Source organism: Paraburkholderia sp., from assembly GCF_004298475.1.
Classification (GTDB): Bacteria; Pseudomonadota; Gammaproteobacteria; order Burkholderiales; family Burkholderiaceae; genus Paraburkholderia; species Paraburkholderia denitrificans.
On record NZ_SCRP01000035.1, the window covers coordinates 65,580 to 78,226 of the forward strand.

At 67.2% G+C, this 12,647-nt stretch carries 13 protein-coding genes; 9 read left to right on the forward strand and 4 right to left on the reverse strand.

Annotated elements, in window-relative coordinates; genetic code table 11:
* The first annotated feature begins 66 nt into the window (after window positions 1-66).
* From EPN59_RS18870 to pyrF, 9 genes are all read left to right on the forward strand, one after another.
* The gene (locus EPN59_RS18870; protein WP_293042458.1) at window positions 67-765 is read left to right on the forward strand and encodes a 2-dehydro-3-deoxy-6-phosphogalactonate aldolase; all 699 of its coding nucleotides are present in this window, start codon (window positions 67-69) and stop codon (window positions 763-765) included.
* Window positions 762-1,544 (forward strand): SDR family oxidoreductase, encoded by a 783-nt coding sequence (locus tag EPN59_RS18875; protein ID WP_293042460.1) that lies wholly within the window; start codon window positions 762-764, stop codon window positions 1,542-1,544. The genes EPN59_RS18870 and EPN59_RS18875 overlap by 4 nt, the downstream gene beginning before the upstream one ends.
* 121 nt (window positions 1,545-1,665) lie before the next feature.
* The gene (locus tag EPN59_RS18880) at window positions 1,666-2,673 is read left to right on the forward strand and encodes an arabinose ABC transporter substrate-binding protein (protein WP_293042462.1); all 1,008 of its coding nucleotides are present in this window, start codon (window positions 1,666-1,668) and stop codon (window positions 2,671-2,673) included.
* 146 nt (window positions 2,674-2,819) lie between these two features.
* A complete protein-coding gene (araG, locus tag EPN59_RS18885) occupies window positions 2,820-4,331 on the forward strand; it encodes an L-arabinose ABC transporter ATP-binding protein AraG (protein WP_293042464.1) in 1,512 nt (503 codons plus the stop codon).
* A gap of 23 nt (window positions 4,332-4,354) precedes the next feature.
* Window positions 4,355-5,392 (forward strand): L-arabinose ABC transporter permease AraH, encoded by a 1,038-nt coding sequence (gene araH / locus EPN59_RS18890; RefSeq protein ID WP_293042466.1) that lies wholly within the window; start codon window positions 4,355-4,357, stop codon window positions 5,390-5,392.
* Window positions 5,393-5,425: 33 nt separating this feature from the next.
* Entirely contained in the window at window positions 5,426-6,274 is an 849-nt protein-coding gene (locus EPN59_RS18895; protein ID WP_293042468.1) for an SDR family oxidoreductase, read from the forward strand.
* Entirely contained in the window at window positions 6,271-7,191 is a 921-nt protein-coding gene (locus tag EPN59_RS18900; RefSeq protein ID WP_293042471.1) for an SMP-30/gluconolactonase/LRE family protein, read from the forward strand. Before EPN59_RS18895 ends, EPN59_RS18900 begins: the two co-directional genes overlap by 4 nt.
* A gap of 289 nt (window positions 7,192-7,480) precedes the next feature.
* Window positions 7,481-8,611, forward strand: a complete 1,131-nt coding sequence (locus tag EPN59_RS18905; RefSeq protein WP_293042474.1) for an aldose 1-epimerase — start codon at window positions 7,481-7,483, stop codon at window positions 8,609-8,611.
* A 169-nt stretch (window positions 8,612-8,780) separates the two neighbouring features.
* Entirely contained in the window at window positions 8,781-9,596 is an 816-nt protein-coding gene (gene pyrF / locus EPN59_RS18910; protein WP_293046591.1) for an orotidine-5'-phosphate decarboxylase, read from the forward strand.
* Between the two features lie 104 nt (window positions 9,597-9,700).
* Here pyrF and EPN59_RS18915 read toward each other — a convergent pair whose 3' ends face one another.
* Genes EPN59_RS18915 through thiL form a run of 4 tightly spaced genes read right to left on the reverse strand, consistent with a single transcriptional unit; the run spans window position 9,701 to window position 12,474 of the window.
* The gene (locus EPN59_RS18915) at window positions 9,701-10,237 is read right to left on the reverse strand and encodes a cupin domain-containing protein (RefSeq protein WP_293042229.1); all 537 of its coding nucleotides are present in this window, start codon (window positions 10,235-10,237) and stop codon (window positions 9,701-9,703) included.
* A 42-nt stretch (window positions 10,238-10,279) separates the two neighbouring features.
* On the reverse strand, window positions 10,280-10,780 hold the full coding sequence (locus EPN59_RS18920) for a CinA family protein (RefSeq protein WP_293042232.1): 501 nt from the start codon (window positions 10,778-10,780) through the stop codon (window positions 10,280-10,282).
* 34 nt (window positions 10,781-10,814) lie between these two features.
* Window positions 10,815-11,486: a phosphatidylglycerophosphatase A gene (locus tag EPN59_RS18925; RefSeq protein WP_293042235.1), complete on the reverse strand. Its 672-nt coding sequence runs from the start codon at window positions 11,484-11,486 to the stop codon at window positions 10,815-10,817.
* Entirely contained in the window at window positions 11,476-12,474 is a 999-nt protein-coding gene (gene thiL, locus EPN59_RS18930; RefSeq protein WP_293046594.1) for a thiamine-phosphate kinase, read from the reverse strand. The genes EPN59_RS18925 and thiL overlap by 11 nt, the downstream gene beginning before the upstream one ends.
* Window positions 12,475-12,647 lie beyond the last annotated feature (173 nt).

A 12,647-nucleotide genomic window follows, 5' to 3' on the forward strand; every position in this document is an offset into this window, starting at 1 on the left:
ACGCCGCATCAGTTGCATCCGCATCGAACGGAACCGGAAACGGAAAGCGAAATACAGGACCACGACATGGAAACCGAGTTGAACCTGCCCGCTCCCTACACGCCGCATGCGGGCTTCGTCGCGGCATTCGGCGCGTGCCGGATGATCGCGATCATGCGCGGCATCCAGCCCGCCGAAGCCGCCGATCATGGCCGTGCGCTCTACGAGGCGGGCTTCCGGATTATCGAAGTGCCGCTCAATTCGCCCGATCCGCTCGACAGCATCGCGGCCCTGCGCGCGGCATTGCCCGGCGACGCGCTGATTGGCGCAGGCACGGTGCTCACGCCCGGGCGCGTGCGCGACGTGAAGGCTGCGGGCGGTCAACTGATCGTGATGCCGCACGCCGATGTCGAAGTCGTGCTGGCGGCGAAGCTGCAGGGTCTGGCGTGCGTGCCGGGCGTCGCCACGCCGACCGAGGCGTTTGCCGCCCTGAAGCACGGCGCGGACGCGCTCAAGATGTTCCCCGCCGAGCAGCTCGGCCCCGCGGTGACGAAGGCCTGGCGCGCGGTGATTCCGCATGCCGTGCCGCTGTTGCCGGTCGGCGGCGTGAAGCCCGACAACATGGGGCCGCAACTCGCGGCGGGTGCGAGCGGCTTCGGCCTCGGCTCCGCACTGTACCGGCCCGGCCAGGACGTGGCCGCGACACGCGCGAATGCGCAGGCGTTCATTGCGGGCTGGCAGGCCGAGCAGGCCGCGCAGGGTGCCGCTAAAGGAGCGCAGGCGTGAACCGTCTCTCGGGCAAAGTCGCTTTCGTGACCGGCGCCGGGCGCGGCATCGGCGCGGCGATTGCGCACGCGTTCGCTGCCGAGGGCGCGGCGGTCGTGCTCGCCGAACTCGATGGCGAAACCGCGCGGGCGACCGCACGCGAAATCGCGCGGCAGCACGGCGACGCGGTGCAAGTGCTTGCGCACGAAACCGACGTGACGCAGCCCGACTCGGTGCGTGCGGCGGTGGACGCAGCCGAGCGCGCGTTCGGCCCGATCGACGTGCTCGTGAACAACGCGGGCATCAACGTGTTCGCCGATCCGCTCACGATGACCGACGCCGACTGGCGCCGCTGCTTCGCCGTCGATCTCGACGGCGTCTGGAACGGTTGCCGCGCGGTGCTGCCGGGCATGGTCGCGCGCGGCGCGGGCAGCATCGTGAACATCGCCTCGACGCACGCATTCCAGATCATCCCGGGCTGCTTTCCGTATCCGGTTGCGAAGCACGGCGTGCTGGGCCTCACACGCGCGCTCGGCATCGAATACGCGCTGAAGAACGTGCGCGTGAATGCCATCGCGCCCGGCTACATCGAGACGCAATTGACGCGCGACTGGTGGGACGCACAGCCCGACCCGCAGGCCGCGCGCAAGGAAACGCTCGCCCTTTCGCCGATGAAGCGCATCGGCCGCCCGGAGGAAGTGGCGATGACGGCGGTGTTCCTCGCGTCGGACGAGGCGCCTTTCATCAACGCGAGCTGTATCACCATCGACGGAGGGCGCACGGCGCTCTACCACGATTGATCGAATGACGATCGACCGAATCCGCAGGAATCCGCCGAAGCGCTGGCCGCGCGCGACGGCGGGGAGAAGAAAAGAAGCGGCCGACCCTTCCCGTGAACGATAAAGACTGGAGACTGACATCATGCAACGACGCATCTTTCTGACGCTGATGGCCACCGCGGTTGCCGTGGGCGCGGCGCTGGGCGCGGCCCCGCTCGCACAGGCGGCCGACCAGGTGAAGATCGGCTTTCTCGTGAAGCAGCCTGAAGAACCGTGGTTCCAGGACGAATGGAAATTCGCCGAAATGGCCGCGAAGGCAAAAGGCTTCACGCTGGTGAAGATCGGCGCGCCGTCGGGCGAGAAGGTCATGAGCGCAATCGACAACCTCGCCGCGCAAAAAGCCCAGGGCTTCATCATCTGCACGCCTGACGTGAAGCTCGGGCCGGGCATCGTCGCCAAGGCGAAGGCCGACAAACTCAAGATGATGACCGTCGACGACCGCCTCGTCGACGGTTCGGGCAAGCCGATCGAGGCCGTGCCGCATATGGGCATCTCGGCCTACAACATCGGCAAGCAGGTGGGCGACGGCATCGTCGCCGAAATCAGGAAGCGCGGCTGGGACATGAAGGACGTCGGCGCAATCGACGTGACGTACGAGCAGTTGCCGACCGCGCACGACCGCACGAGCGGCGCGACCGACGTGCTCCTCGCCGCGGGCTTTCCGAAGGCGAACGTGATTGCCGCGCCCCAGGCGAAGACCGACACGGAAAACGCCTTCAACGCCGCGAACATCGCGCTCACGAAGAACCCGCAGTTCAAGCACTGGGTCGCATACGGCCTGAACGACGAAGCCGTGCTGGGCGCGGTGCGCGCAGCGGAAGGCCGCGGCTTCAAAACCGACAACATGATCGGCATCGGCATCGGCGGCGCGGATTCGGCGCTCAACGAGTTCAAGAAGCCCCAGCCGACCGGCTTCTTCGGCACCGTGATCATCAGCCCGAAGCGTCACGGCGAAGAGACCTCGGATCTGATGTACGCGTGGATCACGCAAGGCAAGGCGCCGCCGAAGCTCACGCTCACGAGCGGCATGCTGGCCACGCGCGACAACGTGAACCAGGTGCGCGAGCAGATGGGTCTCGCGTCGAAGTAATCGCCATGAACCGATGGCCGGAAAACAAGGCCTGAACGGCAAGTGCATTGAGCGTTTCCCGCTGCCCATGACCGGTGCGCGTTTTATCTGTCGCACCGGTCGTGCATCACCAATAAAGCGGGCGTTTCGAACGAGAGGAAACCGAAGTGTCAGCGACACTGCGTTTTGAGAATATCGGCAAGGTGTTTCCGGGCGTGCGCGCACTCGACGGCGTGTCGCTCGACGTCAATCAAGGCCAGGTGCACGGCCTCGTGGGCGAGAACGGCGCGGGCAAGTCGACGCTGCTCAAGATTCTCGGCGGCGAATATCAGCCGGATTCCGGCCGCATCCTGATGGACGGCCAGGAAGTGCATTTCGCCCATTCCGCGGCGTCGATCGGCGCGGGCGTTGCCGTGATTCACCAGGAGCTGCAGTACGTGCCGGATCTCACCGTCGCGGAAAACCTGCTGCTCGGCGCGCTGCCCAATGCGCTCGGCTGGGTGAAGCGGCGCGAGGCGCGCAAGTTCGTGGGCGAGCGCCTCGCCGCAATGGGCGTCGATCTCGATCCGGCCGCGAAGCTGCGCAAGCTCTCCATCGCGCAGCGCCAGATGGTGGAAATCTGCAAGGCGCTCTTGCGCAACGCACGCGTGATCGCACTCGACGAGCCCACGAGTTCGCTGTCGCACCGCGAAACCGAGGTGCTGTTCAAGCTCGTGCGCGAGTTGCGCGCCGATCACCGCGCGCTCATCTACATCTCGCACCGCATGGACGAGATCTACGAGCTGTGCGACGCCTGCACGATCTTCCGCGATGGCCGCAAGGTGGCGTCGCACGAGACGCTCGAAGGCCTGAAGCGCGAGACGATCGTCGCGGAAATGGTCGGGCGCGAGATCAGCGACATCTACAACTACACGCCGCGCGAGCATGGCGGCGTGCGGCTCGCGGTGCGCGGCGTCGCCGGGCATCCGCTTGCCGGGCCCGCGAGCTTCGAAGTGAAGGCCGGGGAGATCGTCGGCTTTTTCGGGCTCGTCGGCGCCGGGCGCAGCGAACTGATGCAGCTTGTCTACGGCACGCACAGGCGCCGCGCGGGCGAAATCGTGCTCGACGGCAAGACCGTGCGCGTGAAGAGCGCCGCCGACGCGATCCGCCAGGGCATCGTGCTGTGCCCCGAAGACCGCAAGGAGCAGGGCATCGTTGCGCTCGCATCGGTCGCGGAGAACATCAACATCAGTTGCCGCCGCCACTTCCTGCGCGCGGGCATGTTCCTCGATCTCACGAAGGAAGCCGCGACGGCGGACCGCTTCATCAAGCTCCTGAAGATCAAGACGCCGAACCGCCGCCAGAAAATCCGCTTTCTTTCCGGCGGCAACCAGCAAAAGGTGATCCTGTCTCGCTGGCTCGCGGAGCCCGATCTGAAGGTCGTGATCCTCGACGAGCCGACGCGCGGCATCGACGTCGGCGCGAAGCACGAGATCTACAACGTGATCTATCAGCTTGCCGCGCGCGGTTGCGCGATCGTGATGGTGTCGTCGGAGTTGCCCGAGGTGCTCGGCGTGTCGGATCGCATCGTCGTGATGCGCGAAGGCCGTATTTCGGGCGAGTTGCCGCGCAGCGCGGCGAGCGAACACGCAGTGCTCGATCTGGCGTTGCCGCAGCGCACGCAGGCACGTGCCGCATGAATGGACGGGGAGGAGTGACTGAAATGCAAGCAAGAGAAAACCTGGCGGCCGATGCGGCCGATGCGGCCAAGAGCGTCGCGCAATCCGCCGCCGATGCGCTGATCCCGAGTGCCAGCGACAAGCAGAAGTGGTGGCAGCAGATCACCGAGTACAGCCTGATCGTGATCTTCGCGATCATGTTCATCACGATGTCGCTCACGGTCGATCACTTCTTCTCGATTGAGAACATGCTCGGCCTCGCGCTGTCGATTTCGCAGATCGGCATGGTCGCCTGCACGATGATGTTCTGTCTCGCGTCGCGCGACTTCGACCTTTCCGTCGGCTCGATCATCGCGTTCGCGGGTGTGCTGTGCGCGATGGTGCTCAACGCCACGAACAATACGTTCATCGCGATCATTGCGGCCGTGGCGGCGGGCGCGGCCATCGGTTTCGTGAACGGCGCGGTGATCGCTTATTTGCGCATCAACGCGCTGATCACGACGCTCGCCACGATGGAAATCGTGCGCGGCCTCGGCTTCATCGTCTCGCACGGGCAGGCGGTCGGCGTGTCGTCGGATACGTTCATCGCGCTCGGCACGATGGCGTTTTTCGGCGTGTCGCTGCCGATCTGGGTCACGCTCCTCTGCTTCATCGTGTTCGGCGTGATGCTCAACCGCACCGTGTACGGGCGCAATACGCTCGCCATCGGCGGCAATCCGGAGGCGTCGCGTCTCGCCGGTATTCATGTCGAGCGCACGCGCGTGTGGATCTTCCTGATCCAGGGCGCGGTGACCGCGCTCGCAGGCGTGATTCTCGCGTCGCGCATCACCTCGGGCCAGCCGAACGCCGCCGAAGGCTTCGAACTGAACGTGATTTCCGCGTGCGTTCTGGGCGGCGTCTCGCTGCTCGGCGGCCGCGCGACGATCTCGGGCGTGGTGATCGGCGTGCTCATCATGGGTACGGTCGAGAACGTGATGAATCTGCTCAACATCGACGCGTTCTACCAGTACCTCGTACGCGGCGCGATTCTGCTCGCGGCGGTGCTGCTCGATCAGTTGAAGAATCGCGGCGCTCGTGACTGACCCCAGGCGATTAACCTATCAGGAGGCCGGACGATGATGCAAGAAGCGAACTCCGTCGCACGGGACACGCACGAACCCGGCGCGCGCTATCCGAGCCTGGTCGACCGTGTCGTGCTGATTACGGGCGGCGCGACCGGCATCGGCGCGGCGTTCGTCGAACACTTCGTCGCGCAGGGCGCGCGCGTGGGCTTTCTCGACATCGATGCGAGCGCGGGCGTCGCGCTCGCCGATGCGCTTGCGGGCCAGGGGCAAAGCGAGGATCAAAGCCGGGACCAAAGCCAGAATCGAGCCGCGCGCCACAAGCCGCACTTCGTGACCTGCGATCTCACCGATATCGGCGCGTTGCGTCACGCCGTCGCGAGCATGAAGGCGGCGCTCGGCCCGATCCAGGTGCTCGTGAACAATGCGGCGAACGACCGTCGCGAGGCGCTTGCGGACATCACGCCCAGATCGTTCGACGACGGCATTGCGGTGAACGTGCGCCATCAGTTGTTCGCGGCGCAGGCCGTGGTCGAGGACATGAAAGCGGCCCGCGCGGGGGCGATCATCAATCTCGGCTCGATTAGCTGGATGCTCAAGAACAGCGAGTTTCCGGTCTACGCGATGAGCAAGTCGGCGGTGCAGGGGCTCACGCGCGGGCTCGCGAAGGAACTCGGGCCGTACGGCATCCGCGTGAACACGCTCGTGCCGGGCTGGGTGATGACCGACAAGCAGCGCCGTTTGTGGCTCACCGACGAAGGCCGCGAGCTGATCAGGCGCGGCCAGTGCATCGACGCCGAACTGCTGCCCGCCGATCTCGCGCGCGCGGCGCTTTTCCTCGCGGCCGACGACAGCCGCATGATCACGGCGCAGGACATCGTCGTGGACGGAGGCTGGGTATGACGCACCCATCGGCCAACGCATCGGCCAACGCATCGGCCACGCTGCTGATCGACGCGCTCGACACGCTCGGCGAATGCGCGACGTGGTGCGCGCGCACGGGCCGCTTCTACTGGACCGACATCGTGGGCAGGCGGCTGTCGCGCTACGACCCGCGCGACGGCTCGCATCAAACGTGGGACATGCCGGAGCGTCTTGGCTGCTTCGCGCTGTGCGAGGACGAGAACACGCTGCTGCTCGGTCTTGCCAGGCGGCTCGCGTTCTTCGATCTCGTGACGGGCCAGCTCGATCTTGTCGTCGATGTCGAGCCGGGCAAGACGACGCGCGTGAACGATGGCCGCTGCGACCGGCAGGGCCGCTTCGTGTTCGGCACGATGGACGATGTACGGCCGAGGAAACCGGTCGGCGGCTTCTACCGGCTCAATCGGGATCTGACGCTTGAACGCCTGCCGCTGCCCGCGCCCGCGATTCCGAACAGCATTGCGTTCAGTCCGGACGGCGCGACGATGTACTACTGCGACACGCCGATGCGCTCGATCCGCGCGTGCGACTACGGCGCCGATGGCAGCATCGCTAACGACCGGCCGTTTGTCGATCTATCGAAGGAGGCAGGCGTCCCGGACGGCTCGACGGTCGATGCCGATGGCGGCCTCTGGAACGCGCAGTGGGGCGGCGCGTGCGTGGTGCGCTACCGCGCAGACGGCACCGAAAGCACGCGTGTAAAGATTCCCACGGCTCAGCCAAGCTGCGTTACGCTCGGCGGTGCGCGTCTCGACACGCTCTATGTGACGAGCGCGCGCGATGAGTTCGATGCCGAAGCACTCTCACGCGACATCCACGCCGGCGGCGTGTTCGTCGCGCACTCAGGCCACGCTGGCCTTGCCGAGCCGGTTTTTCTGGGCGCACGGCGGGGCGGTTGAATGGGCGGCGGGCGCCGTTCGGGCGCGCTGTTTAAGTGGGTTCTTCATACGAAGCCGGGGCGCCACAGAACCCGGCCACCTTGAAAGGTAGCGGGGCAGTCGTTGCCGTACGGCAACAGTTGCAGTCGATCGCAGTTGATCGTAGTCGATCGGTAATCCGCAGTCGGCAGTGCCAGCAAAGAAACGCGAACACAAGAAGCGGCCACCGAGCGAGGACCTGGCGCTCCGGCAGGCTGCGTGTGCACCGCCTTCGTAGGCGGCACCTTTCATGCCTCTCGAGGAGCATCTTATGAGCGTCGCGAATTCCGCCTTGCGTCAAACTGTTCGTCCGGCCGGCGCGCCGGCCGCCGCGCGCCGGGCGCGGCTCGAAGCCGCTACCCATCCGGTTCTGCCCGGGCCCAGCACGTCGGCCGTCGCCATCGGCGCGGCCGGCACGGACGATGTGTCCTGCGTGACGCTGGCAAACGCGTATTTAAGGCTCGACGTCGCGCCGCAACTGGGCGGCGGCATCACCCGTTTCGACTGTCGCAGCGAAGGCGTGCTGGAGCCGGTTTTCCGGCGCTGCGATCACGTCAGCGCGCGCATGGATCCGAATGAACTCGCCTGCTACCCGCTCGTGCCGTTTTCGAATCGCATCGGGGCGGGGCGCTTTCACTTTGGCGGGCGCAATATCGAAGTGCCGTGCAACCGTGCAGGCGAGCCGCTGCCGATCCACGGCGACGGCTGGCTCGTGCCGTGGCAGGTCGAGCAGTCGGAGCGCGAGTGCGTGAGGCTCGTGCTCGACCGCAGCAACGGCAAGCCGTACGCGTATCGTGCGGCGATTACCTACGCGCTGGACGGCACCACGCTGGCGATGACGCTCGAAGTCGAGAACACCGGGCGCGATGCGATGCCGTTCGGACTCGGCGTGCACCCGTTTCTCGCACGCGATGCGAGCACCGAGCTTTCCGCGCCTGCGAGCGGCCTGTGGCTATCGGGCGAGGACTGGCTGCCGGTGCGGCATGTCCCGGCGCCGCCCGCGTGGCAATTCGGCGTGGCCTATCCGCTGCCGGATACGCTCGTCAATCACGCGTTCAGCGGCTGGAGCGGACGTGCCGCCGTGGTGTGGGAGCGGCGGCGGCTGTCGCTGTCGATTTCCGCGAACACCGATTACTACGTGCTCTATACGCCGCAGGGCGAGGACTTCTTCTGCTTCGAGCCCGTCGACCATCCGATCAACGCGGTCAATCTTTCGGGCGGCGGCGACGCGCACGGCATGACCGTGCTCGCGCGCGGCGAGCGGCTCGTGCGGCAGTTCAGCTTCACGGTCGAGCGCCTGGACGCGCGCGCGGCGGCCAGGCCGCATGGCGCGGCAGCGCACCGCCGCACGGGTGCGTCGCGCGGCGGCAAGGCGGGCCGCGCACGGCAGGAGGCGCACTGATCCGCGCTTGATTCACGCTTGATCCGCCGCCTGCTGCGCGGCACGCGGGCCCGAATCGACCGGGCGTTTCGCGTGCCGGGCAGCAGGCGGCCCGTCTCATGTCACCGAACCCAAGGCCGGGTAAAATACGCGCCGTTTCGAATCAACGGCTCGCCTCGAGTTACTCAACATGACCGCTTTCACCCAGACCCTCGACGCCGCCTGGAAGCGCACCGGCTCGCTGCTGTGCGTCGGCCTCGACCCCGAGCCGACGAAGTTTCCCGCCGCGCTCGCCGGACGCAGCGATGCGATCTTCACGTTCTGCCGCGACATCGTCGATGCGACGGCGGCTTACGCGTGCTCGTTCAAGCCGCAAATCGCGTACTTCGCCGCGCACCGCGCGGAAGACCAGCTCGAAGCGCTGATCGCGCACATCCACGAGAAGCATCCCGGCTTGCCGGTGATTCTCGACGCGAAGCGCGGCGACATCGGCAGCACGGCCGGGCAGTACGCGCGCGAGGCGTTCGAGCGCTATGCGGCGGACGCCGTGACGGTGAACCCGTACATGGGTTTCGATTCGATCGAGCCGTATCTCGCGCACGCGGGCAAGGGCGTGATCGTGCTGTGCCGCACCTCGAACCCGGGCGGCTCGGACCTGCAGTTCCTGACGACCGACGGCAAGCCGCTCTACCAGGTCGTGGCGGCGCTGGCGGCGCAGAAGTGGAACGCGAGCGGCCAGCTCGGTCTCGTGGTCGGCGCAACGTTTCCGAAGGAAATCGAAGTGGTGCGCGGGATCGTTGGCGACATGCCCCTGCTGATTCCGGGCATCGGCGCGCAGGGCGGCGACGTCGAAGCAACCGTGCGCGCGGGCCGCACCGCAGCGGGCACGGGCATGCTGATCAACTCGTCGCGCGCGATTCTCTATGCGAGCAAGGGTGACGACTACGCGCAGGCGGCTGCAACGGCCGCGAAGGACACGCGCGACCGCATCAACGCATTCCGCTGAACATACCGGCTCGCGGCGCCTGCACGGCGCCGTGGGCCGCGCCCGTCAAACCCGGTCCGCTAAACCCGGTCCGCTAAAACCCGCCCGTCAAAACCGCGGCGCGCTCATCCCTTGCGCGCCGCAGCAGCAGGCTTGCCCAGCAATTCGATGATGGCGCGATGCAGCGGAAACTTCTGCGCGAGCGCCGCGGCATCGGCGATTTCGAATTCGCTGAACTCGAAGCCCGGCGCGACTGTGCAGCCCACCAGCGCAAAAGTCGACGGATCGCAGCAGCGCGCCGCGAACCAGTGGCCCGCGGGCACGACGGCCTGAAACACCGTGCCCGGATGATCGAGCGCGTGGCCGAGCTTGCGCGTGGAGAGCACGCCGCGCTCGTCGATCGAGTGGATTTCGAGCGGCGCGCCCGCGTAGAAGTGCCAGAGCTCGTCGGAGCGGATGCGGTGCCACGCCGAATAGGCGCCGTCCGTCAGCAGAAAGTAGATCGCGGTCGAGGCCGTGCGCGTGCCCTCGCTCGCGGGCGCGCCGTCGCGGCGCACGAGCTTGTCCGCACGGTAGGTTTCGCTGTAGTAGCCGCCTTCGGGATGCGGTTCGAGCCCGAAGCGGCGGATCAGGTCGTCGACTGCGGTGTTCACGGTAGCCATGGTGGCGGTCTCCTTCCGTGTCCCGGCATGCCGCACGCCGGGTTAGCGTTCCTTTTCGTCGAGCAGCGCGAGCAGCCCGCGCAGCGCATGCGCGGCAGCCTGCGCGCGGATCTGTTCGCGGTCACCCTTGAAGACGAGCGTCTCCACGCTCGTATGCAGCCGGTTGCTCCAGCCGAACGACACCATGCCGACCGGCTTCTCGGGCGTGCCGCCGCCCGGCCCCGCCACGCCCGTGATCGACAGCGAAACCTGTGCCCGGCTGTTGCGCAGCGCGCCTTCGGCCATCGCGCGGGCGACCGGCTCGCTGACTGCGCCGTGCTTCTCGATCAGCTCGGCGGGCACGCCGATCATTTCGCTCTTCGCGAGGTTCGAATACGTGACGAAGCCGCGTTCGAACCAGCCGCTGCTGCCGGAGATGTCGGTGATCGCGGTGGCGACCATGCCGCCCGTGCACGATTCGGCGGTGGCGAGCATCAGACGCCCGTCGCGCAGCTTGTTGCCGACGCGGATGGCGAGTTGGTGAACGACGGAATCGGTAGCCATGGTGCGTTATCCGATGAGCGCCGGAGCGCGGGTTTCAGACCGACATGCGCCAGAGCGCGATGACGAGCAGCGTGAAGAACGCGGCGACGAGGTCGTCGAACATGATGCCGAAACCGCCCTTGAAGCGGCGGTCGAAGTAGCGGATGGGCGGCGGCTTCACCATGTCGAAGAAGCGGAAGGTGAGAAAAGCCGCGAGTTTTCCGTTGAAATCGACGGGCGTGACCATCAGCATCACGAGCCAGAAGGCGACGATCTCGTCCCAGACGATCGCAGACGGGTCGTCGACCTGCATCTTGCGGGCCGTGAACCCGGTGATCCCGATTCCGGCGACGTAGCCGAGGACGATCAGGAGCCCCCAGTCGATCACCGTCAGGTAGCGGCTCAGCACGTCGAACGACAGCCACGCGAACAGCGTGCCGGCCGTGCCCGGCGCGATGCGCGACAGGCCCGAGCCAAAGCCGAGCGAGATGATATGAAACGGATGCGTGAGCATGAACTGCGCGTCGGCGCGGCGCGGGCGCGCGGCGGCGGTTGCGCACGCTGCGGTGCCCGCCGAGGTGCCCGCAGCGGCGCCTGCGGTCGTGCCTGCCGCAGCGCCGGCCGTGGCGGCTGCCATCGCGCCCGCAGCCCGGTCGTCCGGCGCGGCTGGCGGCAGCGCGGACCCGGACAGGTTGTCGGCGGGCGTCGGCGTGGGGTCAGTCTGCATGGAAGTGATCGAAGCCTTGCAACGTGAGGTTGAGCGGCGCACCGGATCCGTCGTGCCACGCGATGCCCGGCCTCGCGCGCGCCGGATCGGCCGGGTCGAGGACAGTTATTGTACCGATGCGCGTCGCGCGCACGCCCGCATGTTGCGCGGCTGCCTCGACCGCGCTGCGCGCGCCCGGCGCCGCCGTGAAGCACAGTTCGTAGTCGTCGCCGCCCGCGAGCGCGCACTGGCGTTGCACCGCTTGCGGCAGGCGCGCGAGCGCCGCCGAGCGCGGCAGCGCATCGACATCGATGCGCGCGCAGGCGTTCGAGCGCTCGAGGATGTGCAGCAGGTCGCCCGCGAGCCCGTCCGAAACGTCGAGCGCCGCGTGCGCCACGCCGCGCAGCGCGAGGCCGAGCGCAATGCGCGGCTCGGGCCGCTCAAGCGCGTGACGGAACACGGCGGCGTCGGCGGCATCGGCCTGCCACTCGCCGCGCAGCACGCCGAGTCCCGCGCGCGCGTCTCCTGGCGTGCCGGAAACCCAGATGTCGTCGCCGGGCTGCGCGGCATCGCGCCGGAGCGCGGCGCCTGGCGGCACAGAGCCGAACACCGTGATGCAAAGATTCAGCGGCCCTGCGGTCGTGTCGCCGCCGATCAGTTCGCAGCCGAAGCGGTCGGCGAGTTCGAAGAGGCCCGCGCTGAACGCCGTGAGCCAGTCTTCGCGCGGTTTCGGCAGTGAAAATGCAAGGGTGAAGCCGAGCGGTGCGGCGCCCATCGCGGCGAGATCGGAGAGATTCACCGCGAGCGCCTTGTGGCCGAGCGCGTGCGGATCGACATCGGGCAGGAAGTGGCGGCCCTCCACGAGCATGTCGGTCGAAATGGCGAGCATTTCGCCGGCGGGCGGCGCGATCAGCGCGCAGTCGTCGCCAATGCCGAGCGCGGCGCGGCGCGTGTTCGCGCGCGCGCGCCGGGCGAAGAATCGGTCGATCAGGGAGAACTCTGAAAGCATATTGAAAGGACTATGGCGAATGGCATGCGGGCTGTCGCAGAGCGCTCGTGCCGCTGCGGCTTTTCAGCGATTCCGGTCGCGGCACCTGTGCCGGAATCGTACGTAATGGCAACCAGGCGCGCTGGAGAATGGCGCTACAATGGGTCCGAATCGCCATTCTAATCTGCACTTCA

Coding starts and splice junctions, on each gene's coding strand:
- EPN59_RS18870 (WP_293042458.1), top strand. CDS start 67: ATGGAAACCGAGTTGAACCTGCCCGCTCCCTACACGCCGCATGCGGGC.
- EPN59_RS18880 (WP_293042462.1), top strand. CDS start 1,666: ATGCAACGACGCATCTTTCTGACGCTGATGGCCACCGCGGTTGCCGTG.
- araH (WP_293042466.1), top strand. CDS start 4,355: ATGCAAGCAAGAGAAAACCTGGCGGCCGATGCGGCCGATGCGGCCAAG.
- EPN59_RS18895 (WP_293042468.1), top strand. CDS start 5,426: ATGATGCAAGAAGCGAACTCCGTCGCACGGGACACGCACGAACCCGGC.
- EPN59_RS18900 (WP_293042471.1), top strand. CDS start 6,271: ATGACGCACCCATCGGCCAACGCATCGGCCAACGCATCGGCCACGCTG.
- EPN59_RS18905 (WP_293042474.1), top strand. CDS start 7,481: ATGAGCGTCGCGAATTCCGCCTTGCGTCAAACTGTTCGTCCGGCCGGC.
- pyrF (WP_293046591.1), top strand. CDS start 8,781: ATGACCGCTTTCACCCAGACCCTCGACGCCGCCTGGAAGCGCACCGGC.
- EPN59_RS18915 (WP_293042229.1), bottom strand. CDS start 10,237: ATGGCTACCGTGAACACCGCAGTCGACGACCTGATCCGCCGCTTCGGG.
- EPN59_RS18920 (WP_293042232.1), bottom strand. CDS start 10,780: ATGGCTACCGATTCCGTCGTTCACCAACTCGCCATCCGCGTCGGCAAC.
- EPN59_RS18925 (WP_293042235.1), bottom strand. CDS start 11,486: ATGCAGACTGACCCCACGCCGACGCCCGCCGACAACCTGTCCGGGTCC.
- thiL (WP_293046594.1), bottom strand. CDS start 12,474: ATGCTTTCAGAGTTCTCCCTGATCGACCGATTCTTCGCCCGGCGCGCG.